This window comes from Spirochaeta thermophila DSM 6578 (assembly GCF_000184345.1).
In the GTDB taxonomy this organism is placed as follows: Bacteria; Spirochaetota; Spirochaetia; order Winmispirales; family Winmispiraceae; genus Winmispira; species Winmispira thermophila.
Map to the genome: position 1 here is coordinate 2,266,985 of NC_017583.1, position 24,136 is coordinate 2,291,120.

Sequence of the window (24,136 nt, forward strand, 5' to 3'; positions counted from 1 at the left end):
GGTGTCAACAGTCCCGAAAGCACAAAGAAGGGAGGCGTTCAGCCCCTCTCCCCGGACGTCACGGGCCCCCCTCCTTCCACCCGCTCCTTCCAGAGGGGATCCACCAGTTCCTTCAGTCGTGTGTGAAATGCACACAGGGTTTCATAGTACTCGAGGTCTGCCAACGCCTCTGCTGCATGCTGGTCCTCGGGCTTCGCCTCGTCAGGGAGAATGCGCGATCTGAAGGTGGGATGGTGATCGCGAATGGAGCATGGCATGAAGAAGTTCCCGTCCTGAAGCTTGTACTCCTCCTGCCACGTTCGGCCCGCCTCGAAAAAGCCACTCATAAGGGCATCGACGAGGGTCTTACCCTCCCGGTAGAGATCGTGCACGTTGTGCACGTAGTAGGGGATGAAGACGCAGGGCATGATGTTGCCGTGCCAGTCGATGTAGAAGTACCCTCCACCACGGCCGTAGGCGATGCATCCTTCAGAGGCGGCCCCGGCGTTCCAGAAGTCTCCAACGAAATAGCTCTTCTCAAGGAGCATCCTCTCCACCACCAGGAGAAGATCACGCCGCTCCTCCGGGGTGAGCATGAGATCCATGGTGTCCTTTGCCCGACCTATGGGCATGAGGTGGAACATCCACATGTACGTGGCGCCCTGCTCTTCGAACCAGAAGTCGTAGAACCTCTCATCCAGGAGCAGATCGATGTTTTCCCTGGTGGCGGTGATCGAAACGCCAAAGGGAACACCCCACGAACGGAGCACAGACATCCGCTCGAGGATACGGTCGAAGATGCCCTCTCCCCTGCGGGCATCCGTGTGTTCCTTAAATCCCTCCACCGAGATGGCTGGCGTGAGATTCCCCAGCTTCACCATGCGCTCCGCCACCTTCTCGTCGATGAGCAGCCCGTTCGTATACATGAGAAACAGGGTGTCCGGGAACTCTTCGGCGAGATCCAGGATCCCCTTCCCCCCGTCTCTCCAGAGCAGGGGCTCTCCTCCGGAGATCACGATGAACCTTGCTCCCATAAGATCGTGCATCTCCCTCACGATACGCCGGGCAATCGCATAGGGAAGAGAGGCCGCGGTGGCAGCATGGCTCGCCGCATAGCACCCCACACAGTTGAGGTTGCATTTCTGGGTGGGAGAGAGCGTAAGGAAAGCGGGCGGATGAAAGCCATAGCGCTCCCTGAACTCCTCAAGGACGCGGAGGTAGTCGCGATTGAAGAATATCTCCTTCATGAAGAGAGACACGGCCCGAACAGCAAAACGAGGCGAAAACCTCCCCCGATCCATCTGTTTCAGCCCCTGCCTGAGGAGGGAGAGGAGAAAGGCCTTCTTCACCTCCCTCACATAGGGAGGATCCACACTTGTCCTGAAGGAGTCTTCAATCACCTTCTCCACCCTGCGGAGAAGCCATTTCCTCCCGACCGAAGTCGAGAGCAGGAGCGAAGGGACCTGAGTTCCGAGTCCCCTTCCCATCCTCTTCATCGACTCTCTCCTTTCTCCAAAGAGATAGGTTTATACGATCCGGAGAAACTCTCCGGAGAGGATTCCGTATCAGTCCTCCGGTGACTCATTCGCCCCCCATCCTCCAACACCCGTTTTTCGACCGACCGTCGGTCGCCAAAAGCCGAAAACCACCCCCTCTCCCCTTTCCTTCCTCCCTCGGGAATATCCAGCACGTTCCCTGCAACCGCTATGTCGCGATACGGATTCCTCTGACGAGGAGGTCGGCGAGATCCTTCAATCGATCCCTGACCCCCGCCCCTACCTCCTCTATGAGGAGCTCGCACCCCCGCAGAAACACGAGGAACGCATCCCGTACGGAGGAGTCGTGTATCGCAGACCTTCCCCGCTCCTTTAGTTCCCCGAACAACTCTTCGAGCTTCCGGGCCATGAACTCATGGAACGATGTCCTGAGCGCCTGGATGGAAGGGTGGCTCCTCAGCGAACGATCCCGCAGGATGAGAAAATAGCTCTTCATCCCTGGTAAAGCCTGAATACAGGCGCGTACGCACTTCTTCAAGCGGACATCTGCGGGGATCTCTTCCCGCCCTGTGATCCACTCCACTTCTTCCTCCATACGCTCAATCTCACGCCTCACAAGCTCCTCCAGGATGGCGTGCTTGCTTTTGAAGTAGTAGTAGATCCCGCTCTTCGCTCGACCCAGGTGACGGGCTATGTCGTCCATAGAGGTCTTGCCAAAGCCTTGCTTCTGAAACAAGTCCCTCGCAGTGTCCAGGATCTGCTCCCTCACTTCCGTCTGCTCCATGGAAACTCCTTTTGAATAATCGAACATTTCATTCGAATAATACAACACCCCCATCATTATGTCAACAAAAAAAAGCCCGGCTTACGCCGGGCCGTGGGTGCCCGCAGGCGCTCATCTAGTGACTGTCGTAGTAGATGTTGCTCCAATTCACATACCCCGTAGTCCCATCATCCACGTAGATCCCCTCCCAGTCGCCGTCTGCAGGCGAGGTGGTAGTCCCGTCGCCGTTGGTGTCGCCCTTTCTCGTATCGTCCCGGTACGAGGTGAAGGCCACCCCGCTTCCGGCACTGTCAAGGGGGAGTGTTGAAATTGAGCTGGAGTTGATAAGGGGTGCATCTCCCCACCTCTTGTATCACCTGCATGCCCACCACGTAGAGGCCTACCACCTCATCTGCATGGGCACGGCTCATATACCCAGGATACCTCCGCAGAAAGCTCCTCATGTGACGAAACATGTTCTCCGCAAGGTTGCTCGTCCTCACCTTCTCCTTCCACTCATAGGGTAACTCCAGATAGGAGAAGAGCCGCTCCTTCCGCCACAGGAGAGCAGCCGTCATCCGGGGGGCCTTCGTCGCCCACTTCTTCACGAATGCCTCGAACGCTTCCTCTGCCTCCTCCTTCCCTCCTGCCTCAAAGAGCCTCCAGTACTCAGTCCGAAAGGCTCGCCTCTCCTCCTGGAGGTGAGCCTTCTTCCCCTTCTGGTCCCCCATATCCTGCAGAAGCTTCTGCTCAAGGGTGCATTGCAGGTGCCAGAGGCATACCTGCTTCTTCGCCTCAGGATACACGGTCTCCACCGCCTGCCAGATCCCCTCTGCCTCATCGGCCACCACCAGCTCCACCTCCTCAAGCCCTCGCTCATAGAGTTTGGTAAGGAGTCGCTCGTAGCTCGCCCGGTCCTCCTGCTCCGCAACCACCCAGTCGAGGAGCTCATGAGACCCGTCCTCCTTCACTCCCACGGCACTCAGGATCACCAGCCCCCTCCTCCCTTTTCCCCTCAGCTTTCCCCACACCCCATCCAGCACGAGCGCCTTCACCCCTCTAATGGGCCGCCTCCGCCACCGCTCTTTCTCCTCGCGAAGACGCTTTATGAGCCTAAGGAGTGTCTGCGGGTGAGCCTCTCCTATCCCCAGCTCCCGTAACAGAATGGCCCACGTCCGCGCGCTCATCCCTCTCACATACCCAAGGAGGAGCTGCTCAGCGAGGGCCACGAGCCTCTGCTCGTAGGTCACCAGCTTTACCTCCTTCCCCCCGCCGGTGCGAATACGGGCACGCGTACCTCCTCGATCGGCCCCCAGGGGGTCTGCACGCTCTTCCACTTTCTGTAGCCGTACCGGTAGTACGGTGCCTTCTCAGCCTCCCCTCGTGCATATCGTGGTCGTCCCACTGCCTCCTCTCTCAGCGTCTCAAGGAGGTGCTCCAGGTACGTCTTGTAGGTGTGGCGCACCTCCTCCCGGAGTTGGGCCTCCACTTGCTTCATCAGATCAGAGAGGGTATACTGTGTATCAATCAGTGTGCGTGTGTTACCACGCTTCATGGGGTATCTCCTCCTTCTTTCAGAGGTTTGGTGGTGGGAGATACCCCTTATCTTTTTTCCCCGCCTTTTTCAACACTCGATGTTACAGTCCCCCGCTTCCGTCGTGGTTCACGAGCTGATCCTCGCTGGTCTCGAGGTAGATCTCCGTGCCAGCACCCCACAGCTTCAGCACCACGTCGTTCCCGAGCGTGAGGGTGTAGCCTGCCGATACCGTGAGCGTCCACTCGAGGACATAGGCCACCTCGGTCTCCTCCCAGGTGATGCTCGGCCCATCCGCTCCGATGGCGAGGGAGTAGGAGTCCACGAAGATCCCGTTGTAGTCGTTGGTCACCGCGGGATTGTCGGGATCGTGGAAGGTGTTCGAGTCGTCCAGGCTGTAGCGCACCCCCACCCGCAGGGGCTTCTCGTTGTCGTAGAACACGTTGTTGGTAATGACGGTCTGCGAGAGGGCCACCGCGGCATCGAAGGCTCCGGAGCCCTGTCCCTCGTTGTGGGCGAAGGTGCAGTGATCCACGGTCACATAGGAACCGTAGACCTCCAGTGTGCTGTCGTACGACCCTCCCCCTCCGTACAGGAACTCGCAGTACACGAACCTGCTCCCGCTCGCCTCGATGTAGACCTGGTCCCAGTCGCCACGCGCGGGCTGGGTGAGGTCCCCGTCGCCGTTGGAATCCCCGCCGTGGGCGTCGTCCCGTATCGAGGTGAAGACGATGGGTGCATCCGCGGTGCCCTCTGCGATGACCGCCGCCTGATCACTCACCCACAGGTACGCATCCGGGTAGAACTTCACCACCACCCCCGGCTCGATCACGAGCCGTCCGTCACCTATCACGTTTACCGAGTTCTCGACCACGTAGACCTTGCCGGATTCCCAGGTCACGTTTCCGTCGATGTCACCATCGGCGACGATGAGGTATTCCTCGCTCCCTCCCCCGTCCTCACCCGTTCCTGTGAGATCACACCCTGCGAGCACCAGAACGATGATGCCCACCATACCCATGATCACTCGTTTCATGGTATCCCCCTTCCAGATGGGATTACTATGGCATACTATCAACATAGCGCAGTGGACAGCAGAATTCCTGAACACATCCATGAAATTCCTCACGAGGTTGTGTGAACTCAGGCCGCTCTCTCCCGATTGAAGCGGAGGCGCTCATCCTCTATGCTTATACCCGATACTGGTGCGAAATCTCCAAGGAGGGATCATGTCGGTACTCGAGCAGGCACGTGAGGCGAGAAAGGCGGCACAACGGCTCCAGGCAGTCTCGACCGGGCTCAAGAACCGGGCGCTCTCGGCCATTCGGGAGGCCCTCATCTCCCATACAAAGGAGATCGTGGAGGCGAACCAGGAGGATCTCGCACGGGCCGAAGAGACAGGGCTCCCCATGCCGCTCAAGAAACGGCTCGCCTTCACCGAGGAGAAGATCGCCGAGGTGTGCAAGGGCATAGAGACCCTCATCTCGCTCGAAGACCCCGTGGGCAAGACCCTCTCGGCCACCGAGCTCGACGAGGGGCTCGAGCTCTACAAGGTCTCCTGCCCCATCGGGGTGATCGGCGTGATCTTCGAGTCCAGGCCCGATGCCCTGGTGCAGATCTCCACCCTCTGTCTTAAGAGCGGGAATGCGGCCCTCCTCAAGGGGGGGAGCGAAGCCGAACGCACCAACACAATGCTCGCCCGCATCATAGAAGAGGCCTCCCTTTCCGCAGGCATCCCCGAGGGATGGATCCAGCTCCTCCATACCCGCGAGGATGTGAAGGCCATGCTCGAGCTCGACGAGTACATCGACCTCATCATCCCCCGCGGTTCCAACCAGTTCGTGCGGTACATCATGGACAACACCCGCATCCCGGTCCTGGGGCATGCCGACGGGATCTGCCATGCCTACATCCACCAGGATGCCGACATCGACATGGCGGTGCGTGTGGTGGTGGATGCGAAGACCCAGTACGTGGCCGTGTGCAATGCACTGGAGACCCTGCTCGTGCACGCAGAGATCGCACACCGGGTACTTCCCCCTCTCGCAAAGGCGCTCCAAGAAAAGGGAGTGGAACTGCGGGGCTGCGATCGTACCAGAAAGATCATCGCGTGCCACCCCGCCACCGAGGCCGACTGGGGCACCGAATACCTCGATTACATCCTCTCCATCAAGATGGTCGACAGTCTGGAGGAGGCGGTGGACCACATCAACACGTATGGATCGGGCCACACCGACACCGTCCTCACTTCGTCACCCGATACCGCCCGCACCTTCCTCTCCCTCGTGGATTCGGCAGACGTGTTATGGAACTGCAGCACCCGCTTCTCCGACGGGTACCGCTACGGACTCGGGGCCGAAGTGGGTATCAGCACCAACAAGATCCACGCCCGGGGCCCGGTGGGGCTCGAAGGCTTGGTGATCTACAAGTACCTCCTCCTGGGCAACGGTCACGTGGTGGCCGACTATACCGGCCCTTCCGCCCGCCCCTTCACACACAGGAAGCTTTCCAAACCCTATCCTTTCTCTCAAGGTGAATGAACATGCGCGACTTTTCGGCGGTAAGGCGCATCGTGGTGAAAATAGGCACCAACTGCCTCACCGGGCCCGACGGCATCGACGAGGCCTTCATCCACGAGATCGCCTCCCAGATCGCCCGGCTCAAGGAGTACGGCTACAGTCCGCTCATCGTCACCTCGGGTGCCATCGGTATGGGGGCGCGGGAGCTCGGCATCACCGGTAAGGTGAAGAAGATACGTCTCAGACAGGCCCTCGCCGCCATCGGCCAGCCGGTGCTCATGTACACCTATCGGGAAGCTTTCCTCGCCCACCGTATTCCCGTGGCCCAGGTGCTCCTCACCCGGGAGGTCTTCGACAACCGAAAGACCTACCTCAACCTCAGACAGGCGGTGGAAACCCTCCTCGAGCTTGGCGCCATCCCCATCTTCAACGAGAACGACTCGGTCTCCACGGCCGAGATAGGCACGGCCTTCGGGGACAACGACACCCTGAGCGCCCACATCGCGAGCAAGATCGACGCCCAGCTTCTCGTCATCCTCACCGACATCGACGGCCTCTACACCGCCGATCCGAGGGAAGACCCCTCGGCGACCCTCATCCCCCAGGTGGAGGAGATCACTCCCCGGATCCTCGCCCTCGCAGGGGATGCAGGCACCACCCATGCCACCGGTGGAATGCGCACCAAGCTCAGGGCCGCCCAGATCGCCGGCGAAGCGGGGTGCATGGTGGTCATCGCACACGGGAGGAAGGAGCGGATCCTCGAGCGTATCCTCGCAGGCGAGGAGGAGGGCACCCTCTTCCTCCCTCAGGCGAGGAGGAGTCAGCGGGAACGGTGGATCCTCCAGGCCAGGCCCAAAGGCAACATCGTGGTGGACGAGGGGGCCTACCGCGCCCTCCTCTCCCGCAAAAGCCTCCTCCCCTCCGGCATACGGGAGGTGGAGGGACACTTCGATGCCGGCGAAGTGGTCACGGTGAACCGCACCATCAAAGCCATCGCGGCCTTAAGCAGCGAGGAAATCCTTCTCGTGAGAGGCAGGCACTCCTCGCAGGTGAAGGAGATCCTCGGACATGAGAGCCCGGACGTGGTGATCAGGGCCGATGACGTGGTGATTCCGTCAAAAAATGAATAACACTCTTGCACTTTTCTCTAAGGAAATATATAATAAATTATCATAATATCACGAGGAGGCTATATGCGAAAGGCCATTATCTCCATGCTCGTCATACTCATGGGCGTGTTCCTCATCCTCTCCGGTTGCGCAAAGAAGGAAGAAGCCGCAGCCAGTACATGGAAGGACGGGGTGTACTTCGCCCAGCTTCCCGACTTCGACCCCGAGACCGGCTGGAAGGACGTGGTGATCCTCGAGGTGAAGGACGGGAAGATCGCCTCCGTGGTCTGGAACGCCGTGCATCGAGACGCGGGTCCCGACAAGATCACACGCTCCATGAACGGACAGTATCCCATGGTGGAGCGTGGCGGTGCCAAGGTTCCCTGGCACGAGCAGGCACAGAAGGCGGTGGCGTATCTCCTCGAGACCCAGGATCCCACCAAGATCACCTACAAGGACGATGAGGGCCACACCGACGCCATCTCGGGTGTCTCCATCCACGTGAAGGAGCTCTTCGAGCTCGCGAAGGAGGCCCTGGAGCGCGGCCCCGTCGGCTACGGCCCCTACAAGGACGGCACCTATCATGCCGAACAGGCCGACTTCAGCCCCCAGGGATGGAAGGAGTTCGTGGACATCACGGTGCTGGGCGGAAGGATCGTGGCCGTGCGATGGGATGCGCTCCACAAGGACGGCGGCGATCCCAAGGACACTCGCTCCCGCAACGGCGAGTACGGCATGTATGAGAACGGTGGGGCACAGGCCCCCTGGTGGCAGCAGGCCGAGGCGGTGGAGAAGTACCTCATGCAGACCCAGGATCCCACCAAGATCACCTACAAGGACGACGAGGGCCACACCGATGCCATCTCGGGGGTCTCGATACACGTGAACTCCTTCTTCCAGCTCGCCCAGGAGGCGCTCAAGGACGCCCGAAGGTAGACCCTTCGCCACACTACAAGGCCTCCCCAGACAGGGAGGCCTTTTCTTCATACCCTTCTTCCTGCTATCGTTCGCACCAAGGAGGATCGCGTGATCACACCCTATCAGTTCGCCCGCATCGTGGAAATCCGTACGAAGCTGGTAAGTGTCTCCTCGTTCGCCATAGGTACGCTCTACGCCATCGCCATGGTGGGGGAATGGGAGCCCGTACGCCTCCTGGTCATGTTCCTCGCCGTGTTCGCGGTGGATATGGGCACCACGGCCTTCAACACCTTCTTCGACTACTGGAAGGGCGTCGATCGGAAAGAACTCAACCGGGAAGAGGACAAGGTGCTCGTCCATCAGAACGTACCGCCCGGATATGCCCTCATCATAGCCGTGGGTCTTTTCCTCATCGCCGGGATTTTGGGTCTCGTCCTCGCGTTTCTCGTGGGCAAGGCATTTGGATTCACCTCTGCCCTCGGGCTTCTCGGTACAGGAGCCCTCTGCATGGCGGTGGGTTTCTTCTATAACGGGGGGCCGAGGCCCCTCTCCTTCACCCCCTTCGGGGAGCTCTTCGCAGGCGGGTTCCTGGGAGGCGTGCTGGTGCTCCTTTCCATCTTCGTGCAGACAGGCCGCATCACCCCCCAGGCACTCCTCCTCGCCGTCCCCTCCACCCTCCTCGTGGCCTCCATCCTCACCGTGAACAACACCTGCGACATGGAAGGAGACCGCGTGGCAGGGCGCCTCACCCTCTCGATCCTGCTGGGCCACCACGCCAGCCGCATCCTCGTCTACGCGCAGGGCATCCTGGGCTACCTCATCCTCGCGCTCTGCGGCCTCCTCGACATCCTCCCCCGCCTCACCCTCCCCACCGCCGCCCTCGGCCTCACCCACGCCCTTCTCACCTACCGCCGCATGCACCGGCGGGGCTACGCGCACGCCACCAAGGGCCCCTCCATGCAGGACATCCTCTCGATCTTTCTCGTCTTCACCCTCGCCGCCGTCGTCCCCCTCGCCCTCCGTCTCTTCCTCCCCGTCCCCTGACACCCCCTACACCCTTCGCACCACCAGCTCCGCCAGCACCCCCTCCAGCACCTCCCGCCACCTCCCCTCCGGCAGTCCCGCCGCCTCCCGCATGGCCCGGTCGGTGAATCCCTGTGCCATCCCCCTCGCCTCCTGCACCGCCCCCGAGTCCACGAGCAGTCTCCGCACCTTTCCCGCCCACACGCGGCCGGCCATCCCTCCCGCACACGCCCGTCTCATCCAGACCCCCAGGCGGTCCCCCTCCTTCCGCGCGAGCATCACCGCCGGCGCCCCCACCACCCCCTGCTCCACATCCCGCCCCACCGGCTTCCCCAACCCCCTTCCCGCCACGTCGAGCACATCGTCGATCACCTGGAACGCCATCCCCACGTTGTAGCCGATACGCCTGAGCCGACGCACCACCTCCTCCTCCGCCCCGGCCTCCGACGCCCCCAGGTGGAACGCCACCACGAACAGGAGCCCCGTCTTCCTCAGGATACGCCGCAGATACCGCCGCAGGCTGAAGGACTCCCTCCCCAACGCCCGACGCACCTCCACCTCCTCTATCTCGCCGTCGAGGATGTGCCGTACCCCGCGGGAGAGGAACACCGCGTGCTCCCTGCTCGCGTACTCGGCCACCAGTTCGAGGGCCTTCGCGAACAACAGATCCCCCATGAGCACCGCCTCCTTCACCCCGTACGCCCGATGCAAGGCCGCCCCACCCCGTCTCGTCGCCGCATCGTCCACGATATCGTCGTGGACCAGCGTCGCCATGTGGAGCATCTCGAGGGCCGCGGCGAGCCGCACCACCCTCTCGGGGATCTCACCCTCGCCCACGCCGAACCGCGCCGAGAGGACCATACATCCCGGCCGCAGGAGCTTCGCATCCCGCGAGGCGAGGTCCACGAGCGCAGAAGAAAGCTCCCCCGAAGGGGAGCCGAGCTCCTCACGGATGAGATCCCTCACCCGCACCACGTCGGGCGCTATGGAAGGAAACTTCTCCCAGAACATCAGGGACGAGGCTCTCCGCTGTAGAAATAGGTCCTCTTGGCGAGACCGAACCCGTTCCAGCGGTCCCTGACCCAGGGCATCACGTAGTGATCCAGGCCGAAGCCACGACCCGCACCACCCATCATCACCACCGCCGCTGCGATGTACCACAACAGCTCGGGGGAACCCCACCCGGAGATGATGAACATCACCGCAAGACCGATCGTCGCCACCGCAGCCGGGAATACGAAGAGCCCTCCGACGAAGGCGAGCCCTATCAAGATCTCCGCGAGCACCACCCCTGCCTGCGCCAGGAAGGCGAGCGCAGGCACGGCCGAGAGCACGTGCTCGGCGAACCAGGTGTAGATCCCCAAAGCCGGCATGAGCGCCTCGCCGTAGCCGCCACCCGCTGCAGCCTCCGTCGCCGCGCTCGCCGCAGTGGCCGCATCCGCTGCCGCCTGGGCCGAGGCCGCGCTCACCGCATCACCCAGCACCACACCGGGAAGGTGGATCGCCGAAGGATCGGGGTTGAAGACCCCACCCGCGCCGGGATTGAGCCACCCCTCCAGCACCTTCTTGATCCCCTCCACGAGCCACTTCGCCCCCAGGAAAAGCCGCAAGGGGAGGGCCCAGTACACAGGGATCCGCCACGCGAGGTGATCGTGCACGATCGAACGCCTGTCCTTGATGTGGAGGAACTCCTCCTTGAGGTACTTCCACACCGCATTGAACCCTGCGAGTCCCCACAGGTAGTGGAGGTTCACCATGTGCTTGAGGGCCATGGCGGGAACCCCGGACATCTGCACCCCCATCACGTGGGCCACCGCGTACTTGCTCCCCACCGACACCATGAACCCGTGGTAGTTGCTCCGGAAGGGCTTTTTCTCCTTGCCCTCTATATCGGCGATGATGTTGTGCGCCGCAGTCTCGGCGGTCTGGAGCGCCGTCTCCACCACCTGGGGGAGGACCTTCTTCCCCTCCACGTACCAGGTGATATCGCCCACCACGTAGACATCGGGGTGATCGTGGGCCTGCATCTGATCGTTCACCAGGAACCGGCCCCGCACCCCCACCATATCCCGGTCCTCCTCGTCGATGTAGCAGGCCGCCATGCCGTGGATCCCGTCCGACGTCACCACCGAGCACTGCCCCCTGGCCGCCTGTCCCATGGTGAGCGGCACCCGAGCACTCAGCTCACCGCCGTGCACCCCGGCGGTCCAGATGAAGGTCTCGGTCTCTATGGTCTTCTCGCCTATGAGCACCTCCCTCTTGCGCGCGCCGGTGATGGGCGAGCTCGTGAGGATCTCCGCCCCCATCCGTTCGAGCCTCCGGTGCGCCTTCCGGGCGAGACGCTCGGTGAAGTTCGGGAGGATCCGCGGGAGGGCCTCCACCATGACGACCCTCACCTCATCCTTCGGAATGTGGTACTTCCTGCAGAGCACCTTCCTGTGTTCGAGCAGCTCGCCTGCGAGCTCGACCCCGGTGAACCCACCCCCTGCGATCACAAAGGTGAGGTAGCGCCGCCTCTTCCGGGGATCCTGAGTCTTCGAGGCCTCGTCGAAGCAGTTCTCCACGTGCCTCCGCAGCCTCACCGCATCGTCCCAGCTCCAGAGGGTGAAACAGTTCTCCTGCACACCCGGTATGTTGAAGAACTCCGGCGCCCCGCCAGCCGCCATCACCAGGTAGGTGTAGGGGTAGCGTCCCTCCTCCCCTATCACCACCTTCTCCTCCACGTCCACGGTCTCCACCCTGTCGGTGACCCAACGCACCTTCCTCCCCCCGAAGATCACGTGGAAACTCACCCTCGTGGCATCGGGCACCACCCGCCCGCCTGCCACCTCGTGGAGGTCGGTCATGAGCGTGTGGTAGGGATTCTTATCGATGAGCAGGATCTCCACATCCTCCCGCTTCCTGAACCGCTTCTCCAGGATCTTGGCCGCATGCACACCGGCATACCCGCCGCCTATGATGACAATTCGCCTCGTCTCCATTCGAACTCCTCCGGGGAATATACGGATGAAACTATATCCAGAGACTACTCCACGTCGGGGCCTTTGTCAAGAAATGCTCAGAAATTATCTATAAATGTGGATCACAGGAGAAAGGATTCCCTTCAATTCCCGAAGTTTTTTGCCTATACTTGTTCCATGGAACCCTTGGAAGCCGACCTCACCGGACTCTTCACGACCGCCGTGGCGGCGGTGGACCCCGCATCCCTCGTACGAAGCGCCCTCTCCCTCGAAGGGAACCTCCTCACCGTACAGGCCAAAGGCCCCTCTCTACGATGCGACCTCTCCTCGTTCCGCGAGGTGTGGGTGCTCGCCGCAGGCAAGGCCGCATGCCCCATGGCCCGTGCGGCGGAGGAGATCCTCGGCGACCGCATCACGGACGGGCTCGTGGTCACCAAGTACGGCCATGCCCGGCCCCTCGAACGCCTCCCGGTGAAGGAAGCCGGCCACCCGGTACCCGACGAGAGGAGCCTCGAGGCGGGCGAGGCCTTCCTGCGCCTCGCCTCCCGGGCCGACGAACGCGTCCTGGTGCTCCTCCTCATCTCCGGAGGCGCCTCCAGCCTCCTCACCCTCCCCTACCGGGACGAGCGCATCGGCCTCACCCTGGACGACCTGCTCACCACCACCCGCGCCCTTCTTGAGAGCGGTGCCCCCATCAGCGAGGTGAACTGCGTGAGGAAGCACCTCTCCGGCCTCAAGGGCGGCCGGCTCGCCCGCGCCCTCTCTCCGGCACGCACCGTCACCCTGGTGCTCTCCGACGTGATCGGGGACGATCTGTCCACCATCGCCTCGGGCCCCACCGTCCCAGATCCCACCACCTTTGCCGACGCCCTCGCCATCGTGCACCGCTACGGCATGGAGGACCGGCTCCCCCCCGGTGCGAAGGCCCTCCTGGAGGCCGGGGTCCGCGGCGAGGTCCCCGAGACACCCAAGCCCGGCGACCCGGCCTTCGACCGCGTGACCACACACCTTGTGGGCAACAACCTCACCGCCCTCAGGGCCGCCTCCTCAGAAGCCCGCCGCCGTGGCTACACCCCCCTCATCCTCACCGCAGGCCTGGAGGGTGAGGCCCGGGAGGTGGCCCACCTCTTCGCCGCCCTCATGCGCGACGCAGCACGCGGCATCCCCCTTTCCCCGCCCTGCTGCATCCTCGCAGGCGGCGAGACCACCGTGACCGTCACCGGAAGCGGCACGGGCGGCCGCAATCAGGAGATGGCCCTCGCCGTGCTCCTCTCCCTCCTCCAGCGCCCGGCCCTGCGGCCTGCAGGCTTCCTCTCCGGCGGTACCGACGGCACCGACGGCCCCACCGACGCCGCCGGCGGCCTCATCATCCCCCGCATCATCGAGCACGCCCGGCCCCACCTGTCCCGCCTCCGGGCCGCCCTCGCCGACAACGACGCCTACCACGCCCTCGCCTCCCTCGATGCACTCCTCGTGACCGGCCCCACCGGCACGAACGTGTGCGACATCCAGATCGTCCTCGTGCCCTGAGGCTCCCTCACACGCGCTCCCGTGCCCTGCGACGCGCATGGGCAAAGGCCGCCACGAAGAGGAGCACCACCCCCGGAAGGAGCCAGAAGGCCCACCCCTCTCCGGAGAAGAGCCCCAGCAGGTAGAACCTGAGGTGGTGACCGCCGTCGGTGAAGGCCGTGATGAACTGGCCCTCCGGCACCTCCACGCCCACCCCGGCCGCGAGCGAGGTGTAGAGCGGGGCGAGCTTCGTGGCGATGAGCAGATAGGTGATCACCACCGGGATACCGGCGAGCACCGAGCGCACCACATTCCCGCGATAGAGGAGCACAGAGACGGACATCACGGAGATGAGGTTGGGAAGGTCGCCCAGCGGGAGCACCCTGTTCCCCGGGATGAAGAAGGCCAGGAGGAGCGAAATCGGCATGAGAAGGAGCCCGGTCACGATCACCGAACGATGCTGCATGAGCACCCCGGTGTCCACCGCCACATACAGCCCCTGCTTCGAAGGGAAGCGCCGCTGGATCTTTTCCTTGAGGGTAGAGGAGATGGGCGAGATCCCCTTCCCTATGAGCTCACCTGCGAGCGGAAGCAGGAACATCACCGCCGCAAGGTGTATCGAGAGCTCCAGTACCTGCTTCACCGAATAGGCGGCGAGCACGCCGAGCACCACGCCGAGGAGAAGCCCTATCACCATGGGCTCGGAAAGGAGGGAACGTGGCTTCGACTCATCCTTTCGGTCCTGAGGGTTCACGTTCCACCTGCGGAACCCGGGTATCCGCTCGAACAGGAAGTCCATCGCCGCGGTGAAGGGCAGGAGCCCCACCACAGAGACCGGTGAAATGGTCACCCCCTCGAGCGCGGTCTCCCTCTCCACGTACACCGCTGCCCAGTCGGCAAGCTTTATGGTGAGGAACGCGATGAGGAGGGTTGCAAGGAGCGCGAGCCACACGTTCCCGGTCACCGCCTGGACCAGCGCCCCCAGCAGGGCGAAGTGCCAGTAGTTCCAGATATCGAGGTAGACCGTGCGCGTGAGGTTGAGCGCGATCATGAGCACGTTGAGTCCCAGCACGAGGAGGATCGAGAGCGGGGCGATCATCGAGGCCCAGGTGATCGCTGCGAGCGGCGGCCACCCCACATCGAGCACCGTGTACTCGAGCCCCCGAACCGACACGATGGCCTCCACTGCAGGCCGGATGTTGTCCACGAAAAACGAGAAGACCACGAAGATCGAGGCGAACCCCACCCCCATGCGAAGCGCGGAAAGCAGGGCATCCTTCACCCTCATGCCCACCACAAGGCCCAGGGCCAGCATGATGAACGGGAGCATCACATAGGCCTTGAAAGAAAAGAACACCTCGAGCGCATGACGAATCGTTTCCATTGAGTCGTCTCCTCCTTGATACTCATGCTCTGTAGGGAACGGGCACCCCTCTCAGGGATCCCTACTTCAGGGCCCGCTCCTCGTCCCACTCATCCCAGCACACCACGTCTGCGAGCGGCTTTCTCACCCTCGGGCCCTTCTCGACCTCCCGGTGCTTTTCGTTGAGCGAAGCGGGATCACCCGGATACCCCAGGGCAATCACCGTAAGGAGCACCGCACGCTCGGAGATCCCAAAGGCCTTTCGCAGACCCGGGGCATCGAACCCTGCCATGGGGTGGGCATAGAGCCCCTCGTGCGTGGCCTGGAGGAGCAGGCCCATCACCGCCATCCCCGTATCGAAGAAGGCATACTCCCGCCTGTCGTCGAGCTGACAGTCGAGCTCGGGCGCGGTCACCACCAGGACGTACGCAGGGGCCTCCTTCGCCCAGTAGTTCCCCGGGGAGAGGTGGGCGGCCACCTTCCCCCTCGCCTCCTCGGAGAGGGCCACGAGGAACCGCCAGGGCTGCTTGTTCATGCAGGAAGGGGCAAGGGTAGCGGCGTGCAGGAGGCGCTCCAGCACCTCCCTCGGCACAGGACGCGGGGAGAGGGCGCGGTAGGCCCTCCGTTCCCTGATCTCTCGCAGGATCGTCTCGTCGTTCATGGCAAAAATATAATACTCCCAGCTCCGCCGGTCTACACGGCGGCGGCCCTCACCCTCACCTCGCCCTTCCGCTCACACCACACGAGCAGCACCCCCTCCTCCGGCACCTCCTCACACCGCACCCCCTCCCCGCTCACCTCCACCCTCCACGCACCTCCGAACCCGAGGCGGGGAAGGCGTATCACCGTGGGCGCCCTCACGGAGGGATCGGCCCTGAACGCGCACGTGAACACGCCCCTCGCAAAGCGCTCACGCAGGGGCACACCCGCCACCGCCAGGAGGTACGGCCTCACGAACCCCCTCCACCCCCTCCCCTCCGGGGCATCGTCCCTCGACCACACCGAGAGGTCCTCCAGGTTCCACCCATCAGCATGCGCATGGGTGTTCGAGGCCGAGTAGTTCCACAGCGTGCAGCCGAGGAGGAGCTCGTCCATGGCATCGTAGTACATGGAGAGGGCCTCCTCCTGCCGCCTGTACTGCCCCCCACCCCCCTTCCTCCCGGGACCGAACGGCACCCCGAACTCCCCTACCACGCACGGCACCTCGCCCATGGCCCGGAACGTCTCCTCCACCCTCCTCTCCAGCTGGCGCCGGAACGAGGCCCTCACCGCCCCCCTCCCCAGCACAGGCCGGATCCCTCCCTCCTCCATCGTGAACCACGGTACGAACCTGCGGGTAAAGAGCGTCAGCCCGTCGTACCAGTGAAAGGCGTGCACGAGCCTATCCGGCGCCCCTCCCTTGAACCGTGGCGGCCTGCCGTTCGGCACCCCTTCCGCCATCACGAGCACCTCCGGGAGCACCGCCCGCACCGCCTCCGCCACCCGCGCCACGAACGGCGCCAGGAAATCCTCCTCGAACGAGACGGGACGTCCCCCCACCCGCGCGAAGTAGTCGGGCATCCTGAGCACCGGCCTTCCCCCCTCCACCGCCCACACCCCTTCGACGAGCCACGGACACTCCCTCCCCTCCCGAAACACCGACACCCCCTCCGGGTTGAGCACCGCCTCCCCCACCCGCCTCTCACCCCCGAGCCCCGGCCGGTACACCCCCACCCTGGTGGGGAACCCGCTGGCCAGTGCCATCGCCTCGAACCCCGTGGGCACAGGTCCCAGGGCCAGCATGTGGTTCTCAAGGCCACGCAGGTCGCGCACCCCGATGAACCCCGGGTGCGGCTCGTTCATGGTCCCCACCCCCACCACGTTCCGAAGCCCCCGCAGGCTCCTCGCCACCTCCCGCAGCATCCCCAGATACCGATCCTGGAGCCATTCCTGGACGTTCCGCCCCTCCACCCTGCAGTGCGGGGCGAACACCCGTCCCCCGAAGAACAGGGTGAACATCGTGGCCGCACCGTAGCGCGAGTAGTTGGTGGGCCAGGCCATGTAGGGAAACGCCTCCCCCGCCTCCTGGTGGAGGAAAGCCGCACCCGAGGCGTGCATCCGCCGCGGATCCATCCCCACCGCCTCCAGGGTCCACGCCGGCGCACCATCCCCCCCTGTCCACCTCGACCACACATCCTGGTGCGGATCCACCCACACGAGGAGCCCCCGCTCCCCCGCAATCTCCACCAACGCCTTCAGGTAGTCCAGGAACTCCCTGTCGTACACCCCCGGTCCTGCGTGCTCCACCGCCTCCCAGGTGATCACCAGCCGCAGGAGGGAACACCCATAGGCGCGAATCCGCTCCAGGTGGTCCTCCGCCTCCTCGAGCGGCAGCGGCCTCCCCACGAACGAGACATCCCGCCGGTCGTAGAACCCCTCACGCACGTGGGTACGCCCGTCCGGCCGTGCAGGCACCTTCGAATCTCCCCCCAGGTTGATCCCCCTGAGGAGCACCACCCTCCCCGCCCCATCCACGATCCACCGACCCTCGGTCCTAAGAGGAGGGAGCACCCCACACAGTCGTCCGTCCTTCGTCCTCATACCACCAGCATAGTCCACACGCACAAAAAAATCCCACCCCGCGAAGGGTGGGAGAACAACATACCGGAGAGCCTATTCTTTGATGTTGTACTTCTTCCTGAAGCGCTCGATCCGCCCCGCCGTGTCCACCAGCTTCTGTTTCCCCGTGAAGAACGGATGCGAGGCGCTGGAGATCTCCAGGTTGCAGAGGGGATATTCCTTGCCCTCGTAGGTCACCGTCTCCTTGGTCTTCACGGTCGAGTGGGCGAGGAAGATCGTACCCGTCGACGCATCCCTGAACGCCACAAGCCTGTATTCGGGATGGATACCCTTTTTCATAGCTCACTCCTATCTCTACATCCCCTCGTTGGGGACAAGCGGTGTATTCATGGAATTGAGGAACACCTCATTATTCTTGGTTTTCGACATTTTGTCAATGAGGAACTCGATGATCTCCACGTCGTCGAGCGGGTTGAGGAACTTGCGCAGTATCCAGATCCGCTGGAGCTCCATGGGAGCGAGGAGGAGCTCCTCCTTCCGCGTACCCGACTTCTTGATGTTGATGGCAGGGAAGAGCCTCCTGTCCGCGAGCCGCCTGTCGAGGTGCACCTCCATGTTACCCGTACCCTTGAACTCCTCGAAGATCACCTCGTCCATGCGGCTCCCCGTATCGATGAGCGCCGTCGCCACGATGGTGAGGCTCCCGCCGTTCTCTATGTTCCGCGCCGCCCCGAAGAACCGCTTGGGACGATGCAGGGCATTGGAGTCGACACCACCGGAGAGGATCTTCCCGGACGTAGGCACGGTCTGGTTGTAGGCCCGGGCGAGTCGCGTGATGGAGTCGAGCAGGATCACCACGTCGTGGCCGTGCTCCACGAGGCGCTTGGCCTTCTCCAGCACCATCTCCGCCACCTGTACGTGGTTCTTCGCCTGCTCGTCGAACGTGGAGGAGATCACCTCGGCCTCCACGTTCCGCTGCATGTCGGTGACTTCCTCAGGTCGCTCGTCGATGAGGAGGACGATGAGGTACACCTCGGGATGGTTCTCGGTGATCGCATTGGCGATCTGCTGGAGGAGGATCGTCTTACCGGTACGCGGTGGGGAGACGATGAGGCCCCTCTGCCCCTTTCCTATGGGACAGAAGAGATTGATCATTCGGGTGGAGATGTTCCCCTCCCTGGTCTCGAGATCGAGCCGCTCGTTCGGATAGACCGGGGTGAGGTTCTCGAACGGAATCCGCTGCTGGGCCACCGAAGGATCGGTGAAGTTGATGCTCTCCACCCGGAGCATCGCGAAATACCGCTCCCCCTCCTTGTTGGGGAGGCGTATCTGACCGAAGACCGTATCTCCGGTCTTCAGGTTGAAAAGCCGTATCTGCGAGGGCGAGAGATAGATGTCGTCGGTCCCATTGAGGAAGTTGTTCTGAGGCGACCTGAGGAACCCGTACCCGTCCGGAAGAATCTCGAGGGCACCGTATGCGTAGATGTTTCCGCCCCTGTGGGTGTACTGCTTGAGGATCTCGTAGATGAGCTCCTGCTTCCTGAAGGCGACCAGATCGTCGTGTTTCACGCCCAGGTACTCGGCGATCCCCCGTATCTCCTTCATATCGAGGAGGATGAGCTCGTTGATGGTGATCCCCGCAGGGTCGTTGGGGAGGATCATGCGATACGGCCGGTAGGGCTTCACCAGTTCGTGGATCCAGGTGGCGAGCCGCTCTATCCTCGAAGGCCCGCGTGCGTCCACCGAAGGCATGGGGGGCGTGTGCTCTTCGCCCACCCCTTCTGCATTGGGAGGAGGCGAGATCGGCGGCACGAACGCCTGGGAGACGGGTTTTCGCGCATGGCCGTTGCCGTTCTGACGTTCGCCGTCCTTCACGATGGCCACCTTGATCTTCCGCCTCCTGCCCCGCCTCTGCACCTTCTGTGGTGCGCTCTGCGGTTCCTCCTCCGCCTCCGCCTGCCCTGCTGCTTCTTCGGGCTCCGCAGGAGCCGCATCCTCGGCGCCCACGGATTCCTCGGAAGGGGGCTCGGACCGGTCGCCGGCATCGTCTCCCGGTCGCTCCTCGCCTTCAGGGGCTGCGCCCTTCTCGGCGGCTTCGGTCTTCTCAGAGGCTTCCATCTCTCCGGTCTCCGAGGGATCGGAAGGCGGCTTCTCTTCTCCGGCAGGCGCGAGATCCCCGAAGAGATCCCCTTCTCCTGCGATGGATGTCGTGTCTTCAGTGGATTCGTTTCGTCTTCTGCGCAATAGTGCCATGAAAAACTCCAGTATGCGAAGGGATTATAGGCGTGAACTCCTCACTCACATCACTCTGTTCATGGAATTCCATCCCGGTATCAGGGGGAGAACGATCGGGGTGTGCCTCACGTCAGTTTATTTTCAATATAGTCTGCAAGCTCCTTCCTGTCAAGCCAGTCTTCCTCCTGCACCAAAACGTACGTGAGCAGCCCCGCGAGGAGCGTGCTCTTGTGTTGTATCCGCTCCCGGTCACCGCGAAGGAGGGCCCTGAAGGTACGGCTTCGGCCGCCTCTCCTGCCCACTCCCACCCACACCGTGCCCACCGGTTTCTCGGGGCTCCCCCCTGAAGGCCCGGCAATCCCGGAGACCGCGGCAGCCACGTCCACGGGCATGCGGTCGAATACACCCCGCACCATCTCCTCCACGGTCTGTCGGGACACCGCCCCGAAGGTCTGCAATGTCTCGGGCCGCACGCCGAGGAACCGTTCTTTCGCCTCGTTGCTATAGGTCACCACCCCTCCCCAGAATATCTCCGAAGAGCCGGCCACCCTCGTGAGCGATGAGGAGAGTCTCCCGCCGGTACACGACTCGGCGAAACCCACCGTGAGCCCACGGCGGGCTAGGGCCTCCTTGAGAAGGACGAACAGATCCTTCTCCCCTTCGAAGACGAGCACGGGGAGGAACCGCTCCTCGAGCGAGGTCACGCACGCGCGGATGGTCTCCTCGTCTCCACCCGAGAGCACGAGAAACACCCTCCCCGGCTGGGCCTGCGTGGCCCAGGTGAGCCTCCCCTCCCAGGGTGCGAGGGCGTCTTCCAGGGCCGACTCGGGGATGAGATAGGTGGTATACATCCGCTCGCCGGTATCGCTCGCCCTCCCGGAGATCGCCCTGATGCGAGGCGCAACCTCATCCTCGAATACCCGGGCGAGCTCCACGGGAGGGCCTGGAAGCGCGGCCACCCACGTCTCCCCCACCCTGCCCCAGAGTCCCGGTGCGGTCCCCGCGGGGTTGGGCAGGGCCTCGAACCCTTCGGGTACGTAGGCCTGCCGGCGGTTGGAGGGAACCTCCCGCAGGTGGGGATACCGCTCGACGAGGGCCTGCCACACATCTTCTCTGAAGACGAGCGGCACACCCGCGCACGAGGCCAGAAGCTCTCTCCCGTGATCGTCGCTCGTGGGCCCGAGCCCCCCACACACCAGCACCACTCCACCCCGCTCGATCATGCGGGAGAGCTCCTCATGCCCGAGCGCAGGATCGTCGGGGAGCACGAGCGCCTCCCTCACCTCCACGCCCAGGAGCCCGAGCTCGCGGGAGAGGTACTGCACATGGCTGTCCCTCACCCTGCCCCGAAGAAGCTCTGTACCGAAGACGACGATTGATGCGTGCATGGGACGTGCTACTTCACCTTCTTGAGCGAGTATCGAAGCTGGTCCACCGTGTAGGCGAAGATGTCGATCTCATCCGGCGCACGAAGCATCTCACAGGAACCTTCGAAGACCGCATCGTCGGCGATGCTGATACGCGCAGTACGGATGGAGCCGTACATCTCGCACCCCGAGAAGAGATACACCTTCGAAGAGGCCTCAACATCGCCTTCCACCCTGCCCGCGATCACCACTGCATCGGCCACGATGTCGGCCCTCACCATTGCGCCGGAGGCCACCGCTACCACGCTGCCCCCCTCTATCCTTCCTTCAAAACGCCCCTCTATCACCAGCGGCTCTTTCACCCTGAGCGTACCCGTTACCCTGGCCTCAGGCCCTATCCTGTGGGCGGGCTGCGGTACACCGACAACCGAAAGTATATCCATGCAGACCCCTACTTCGTGGTCATCTCGAATACGCCGTCCCAATCCTCGGGCGGCGGGTTCTTCATGTAGTGAAGACAGCGCGCGTAGTACACCTTAGAGGGGCCATCCTCGGGATCCAGGGCCAGGGCCTTGGCGAACTCCTCCCTGGCCTTCTCGAATTCCATCATCTTGTAGTAGTTGCGCCCCCGGGCGAAGTACTCCAGGACCTTTTTCTTGGTCTCGGAGATCACGGCTGCCTCCTATACGATCTCCCGCTCTTTCCACACCTTGAAGTGCCGTTGATAGCGCTCTTCCAGATCATCGAGCGAGATCTCACCTTCCTTGAGGGAAGAATCCTGCCGGGAAAGCTCTTCCACCTCTTCCTCGAGAGCGTTGAGGGCCGCGAGGCTCTTCTCGGCCACCTCTCTCACCTTTCCGAAGAAGGCCTCCACCGTCTTGGGGTCGGAGGCATCCACCTCTCTGCTCTCATCGATGAGCACGGAGAGCGGCTCCCTCATGTGGCGGGCAAAGTAGGCGAGCGACTTGTTGAGCGACTCCAGCACGGCAAGCCTCCGCTCCCGCTGCACGAGCTGACGGGCCATGTCCTGATGCCTGAGCACCGAGTTGATCCGCGCGAGCACCTCCGAGAAGTTGAACGGCTTGGTGATGTAGTCTTCCACCCCCAGCTCGAAGCCCTCGATCTTGTCCCTCACGTCGTCCATCGCCGAGAACATCACGATGGGAATGTGCGCCACGTCCCTGTAGTCGGGCTCCTGCTTCACGATGCGGGTCACCTCCCAGCCCGAAAGTTTCGGCATGATGTTGTCGAGGAGGACGAGATCGGGTCGCTGCTCCTTCATCACCAGTAAGGCCTCTTCTCCGTCCCTCGCCTTGTAGACCTCGAACCCCAACTTGCTCAGCATGATCTCGAAGAACTCGAGATTGATCTCTTCGTCGTCGACTATAAGGATCTTCTTCTTTTCCATCGGGCACCAGCCTTCTTCTGGGAGGTTATCCTATTCTGTACCACCCTCGGCCTCTTGTCAATGCGCATCCCCTCCCTTGAAAGCCTACTTCCTCAATCCCCTCTTCCGCTCCTCTTGCAGCACCCGCTCCACAAGACACCTCCGCTCGGGAGGAAGCTCCAGCCTCCCGGGATCCACCCCGGGATCGGGCTCATACCACACCTGCTTGTTGAAATACTCCCTGAGCCCCTCGTCCTTGAACACATACCCGTACAGCGCAAACACGCAGTTCCTAAGCAGCCTCAGCTCCTCATCGCTCATCTTCTCAATCACTCCATCCACATATTCCCCATACCAGTCATCCGTATACCCGTTCACCGCAAGCGCATATATGCTCGGCTCCCCCCACGTCCGCCGTATCCGAAACACCTCCGTGTACTCATACCCCGCCACATAAAAGTACACGTTCCCTCCAAACCCCACATACACCCCACACCCAGGATACGGCGGCCGCATCACTCCCTCCGCTCTATATTCCCTCCCCAGTATCTCAGACACCTTGGCCACGTGCTCTTCCCTCACCAGATACTCCCCATCCGGCCCCACCACCCCAAACTCAGAACCTGCATCTTCCTCAAAGTTCAGGTAGAGTTGAGAGAGGTTACCCTGCTCATCCGCATATATTGGATCGGCCTCACTCCTGAACAACCACTCTCCCCAATACTCGTGCAGCCTACTCGGCGTGTCATAGTACGTCCTCCCCCATACAAGCGCCCGCCCTTCCTCAAAGGCCTCCTTAAGCCCAAGCTCCTCAGCACGCCTCACACTCGCCTCGTACTTCTCAGGATCAAGCTCCCTAAGCAGCTCAATAACCTCCTTACCCATATAGATCCGCCCATCCGTATCCACAGATCCTGCACTCCCATTCTCCCATGGAAACACACAATAGAACCTATCCTTCCCCTTGAGAAAAAATACAGGCCCAACCGGTAGCAGCCCATGAAACGCTTCACCAACAGAGCTTGAAAAATACACTATTACATTATAGTGAGCATCTAGTACCTGCACACTCCCTCTATTCACACCAAATGTATATCCACCTATTGGATATACATCTCCTCCCATCCACCAGCCCCTCTTCTTCAATTCGCGCTGAAAGATGTGCGTTTTTCCTCCCCCCCACTCAATCTCAAACCGTTTCAAATCAATCTCGTCATCAATTATTATACGCTGTCTTTTCTCATCCACCCAAAAACCGGAGGGACTCTCCATCGCAGGCTCCATCCCCTTTACCGTAATCTCCTCAAAGCGCCCAACAAGCTCTACCCTCACTTCCTGCGTATACCCCACCGCAAGACTCAAGAGCATTACTGCTGGCAAAAGTAACTTCCTCATCACTACCTCCTCTGTTTTGC

The 24,136-nt window shown here is 62.4% G+C and carries 21 protein-coding genes and 1 pseudogene; 5 read left to right on the plus strand and 17 right to left on the minus strand.

The window, feature by feature from the left end; all coding sequences use genetic code 11:
• Positions 1 to 38: 38 nt before the first annotated feature.
• The 5 genes and pseudogenes from SPITH_RS10305 to SPITH_RS10320 all read right to left on the minus strand — a co-directional run bounded on the left by SPITH_RS10305 (position 39) and on the right by SPITH_RS10320 (position 4,808).
• Entirely contained in the window at positions 39 to 1,475 is a 1,437-nt protein-coding gene (locus SPITH_RS10305; protein ID WP_014625601.1) for a radical SAM/SPASM domain-containing protein, read from the minus strand.
• A 208-nt stretch (positions 1,476 to 1,683) separates the two neighbouring features.
• Positions 1,684 to 2,259, minus strand: a complete 576-nt coding sequence (locus tag SPITH_RS11835; protein ID WP_014625602.1) for a TetR/AcrR family transcriptional regulator — start codon at positions 2,257 to 2,259, stop codon at positions 1,684 to 1,686.
• 115 nt (positions 2,260 to 2,374) lie between these two features.
• On the minus strand, positions 2,375 to 2,533 hold the full coding sequence (locus SPITH_RS12200) for a hypothetical protein (protein ID WP_169311820.1): 159 nt from the start codon (positions 2,531 to 2,533) through the stop codon (positions 2,375 to 2,377).
• 16 nt (positions 2,534 to 2,549) lie between these two features.
• Positions 2,550 to 3,793, minus strand: a pseudogene (locus SPITH_RS10315) (IS256 family transposase).
• 82 nt (positions 3,794 to 3,875) lie between these two features.
• Positions 3,876 to 4,808, minus strand: coding sequence for a polysaccharide lyase domain-containing protein (locus tag SPITH_RS10320; protein WP_014625603.1), 933 nt, complete (start codon positions 4,806 to 4,808; stop codon positions 3,876 to 3,878).
• A gap of 193 nt (positions 4,809 to 5,001) precedes the next feature.
• Between SPITH_RS10320 and SPITH_RS10325 the strand changes: the two genes are divergently transcribed.
• From SPITH_RS10325 to SPITH_RS10340, 4 genes are all read left to right on the plus strand, one after another.
• The gene (locus tag SPITH_RS10325) at positions 5,002 to 6,312 is read left to right on the plus strand and encodes a glutamate-5-semialdehyde dehydrogenase (RefSeq protein ID WP_014625604.1); all 1,311 of its coding nucleotides are present in this window, start codon (positions 5,002 to 5,004) and stop codon (positions 6,310 to 6,312) included.
• Between the two features lie 2 nt (positions 6,313 to 6,314).
• On the plus strand, positions 6,315 to 7,421 hold the full coding sequence (proB, locus tag SPITH_RS10330; RefSeq protein ID WP_041624370.1) for a glutamate 5-kinase: 1,107 nt from the start codon (positions 6,315 to 6,317) through the stop codon (positions 7,419 to 7,421).
• Between the two features lie 63 nt (positions 7,422 to 7,484).
• Positions 7,485 to 8,336 carry an FMN-binding protein gene (locus tag SPITH_RS10335; RefSeq protein WP_014625606.1) on the plus strand — a complete coding sequence of 284 codons (852 nt, stop codon included), beginning with the start codon at positions 7,485 to 7,487 and terminating at the stop codon, positions 8,334 to 8,336.
• Positions 8,337 to 8,426: 90 nt separating this feature from the next.
• Entirely contained in the window at positions 8,427 to 9,362 is a 936-nt protein-coding gene (locus SPITH_RS10340) for a prenyltransferase (protein ID WP_014625607.1), read from the plus strand.
• 6 nt (positions 9,363 to 9,368) lie between these two features.
• On the opposite strand, the gene SPITH_RS10345 is transcribed toward SPITH_RS10340, so the two are convergent.
• Positions 9,369 to 10,352, minus strand: a complete 984-nt coding sequence (locus tag SPITH_RS10345; protein ID WP_014625608.1) for a polyprenyl synthetase family protein — start codon at positions 10,350 to 10,352, stop codon at positions 9,369 to 9,371.
• Positions 10,352 to 12,322, minus strand: a complete 1,971-nt coding sequence (locus SPITH_RS10350; RefSeq protein ID WP_014625609.1) for an NAD(P)/FAD-dependent oxidoreductase — start codon at positions 12,320 to 12,322, stop codon at positions 10,352 to 10,354. The genes SPITH_RS10345 and SPITH_RS10350 overlap by 1 nt, the downstream gene beginning before the upstream one ends.
• Positions 12,323 to 12,478: 156 nt before the next feature.
• On the opposite strand from SPITH_RS10350, the gene SPITH_RS10355 reads away from it, so the two are divergent.
• Entirely contained in the window at positions 12,479 to 13,831 is a 1,353-nt protein-coding gene (locus tag SPITH_RS10355) for a glycerate kinase type-2 family protein (protein WP_014625610.1), read from the plus strand.
• Between the two features lie 7 nt (positions 13,832 to 13,838).
• Here the strand turns inward: SPITH_RS10355 and SPITH_RS10360 are convergent, their stop codons facing one another.
• The 10 genes from SPITH_RS10360 to SPITH_RS10405 all read right to left on the minus strand — a co-directional run bounded on the left by SPITH_RS10360 (position 13,839) and on the right by SPITH_RS10405 (position 24,116).
• Positions 13,839 to 15,194, minus strand: a complete 1,356-nt coding sequence (locus tag SPITH_RS10360) for a PTS transporter subunit IIC (protein WP_014625611.1) — start codon at positions 15,192 to 15,194, stop codon at positions 13,839 to 13,841.
• Positions 15,195 to 15,255: 61 nt separating this feature from the next.
• On the minus strand, positions 15,256 to 15,834 hold the full coding sequence (locus SPITH_RS10365; protein WP_014625612.1) for a nitroreductase family protein: 579 nt from the start codon (positions 15,832 to 15,834) through the stop codon (positions 15,256 to 15,258).
• Positions 15,835 to 15,866: 32 nt separating this feature from the next.
• Positions 15,867 to 17,753 (minus strand): glycoside hydrolase family 5 protein, encoded by a 1,887-nt coding sequence (locus SPITH_RS10370; RefSeq protein WP_041624095.1) that lies wholly within the window; start codon positions 17,751 to 17,753, stop codon positions 15,867 to 15,869.
• A gap of 72 nt (positions 17,754 to 17,825) precedes the next feature.
• Positions 17,826 to 18,071: a type B 50S ribosomal protein L31 gene (locus tag SPITH_RS10375; protein WP_014625614.1), complete on the minus strand. Its 246-nt coding sequence runs from the start codon at positions 18,069 to 18,071 to the stop codon at positions 17,826 to 17,828.
• A gap of 15 nt (positions 18,072 to 18,086) precedes the next feature.
• The gene (rho, locus tag SPITH_RS10380) at positions 18,087 to 19,985 is read right to left on the minus strand and encodes a transcription termination factor Rho (RefSeq protein ID WP_014625615.1); all 1,899 of its coding nucleotides are present in this window, start codon (positions 19,983 to 19,985) and stop codon (positions 18,087 to 18,089) included.
• 107 nt (positions 19,986 to 20,092) lie between these two features.
• Positions 20,093 to 21,355, minus strand: a complete 1,263-nt coding sequence (locus tag SPITH_RS10385; RefSeq protein WP_014625616.1) for a nicotinamide-nucleotide amidohydrolase family protein — start codon at positions 21,353 to 21,355, stop codon at positions 20,093 to 20,095.
• Between the two features lie 8 nt (positions 21,356 to 21,363).
• Positions 21,364 to 21,777 carry a bactofilin family protein gene (locus SPITH_RS10390; RefSeq protein ID WP_014625617.1) on the minus strand — a complete coding sequence of 138 codons (414 nt, stop codon included), beginning with the start codon at positions 21,775 to 21,777 and terminating at the stop codon, positions 21,364 to 21,366.
• An 8-nt stretch (positions 21,778 to 21,785) separates the two neighbouring features.
• A complete protein-coding gene (locus SPITH_RS10395) occupies positions 21,786 to 22,007 on the minus strand; it encodes a tetratricopeptide repeat protein (RefSeq protein ID WP_013314766.1) in 222 nt (73 codons plus the stop codon).
• A 9-nt stretch (positions 22,008 to 22,016) separates the two neighbouring features.
• Entirely contained in the window at positions 22,017 to 22,742 is a 726-nt protein-coding gene (locus SPITH_RS10400) for a response regulator transcription factor (RefSeq protein WP_014625618.1), read from the minus strand.
• An 84-nt stretch (positions 22,743 to 22,826) separates the two neighbouring features.
• The gene (locus SPITH_RS10405; protein ID WP_014625619.1) at positions 22,827 to 24,116 is read right to left on the minus strand and encodes a YARHG domain-containing protein; all 1,290 of its coding nucleotides are present in this window, start codon (positions 24,114 to 24,116) and stop codon (positions 22,827 to 22,829) included.
• Positions 24,117 to 24,136: the final 20 nt, after the last annotated feature.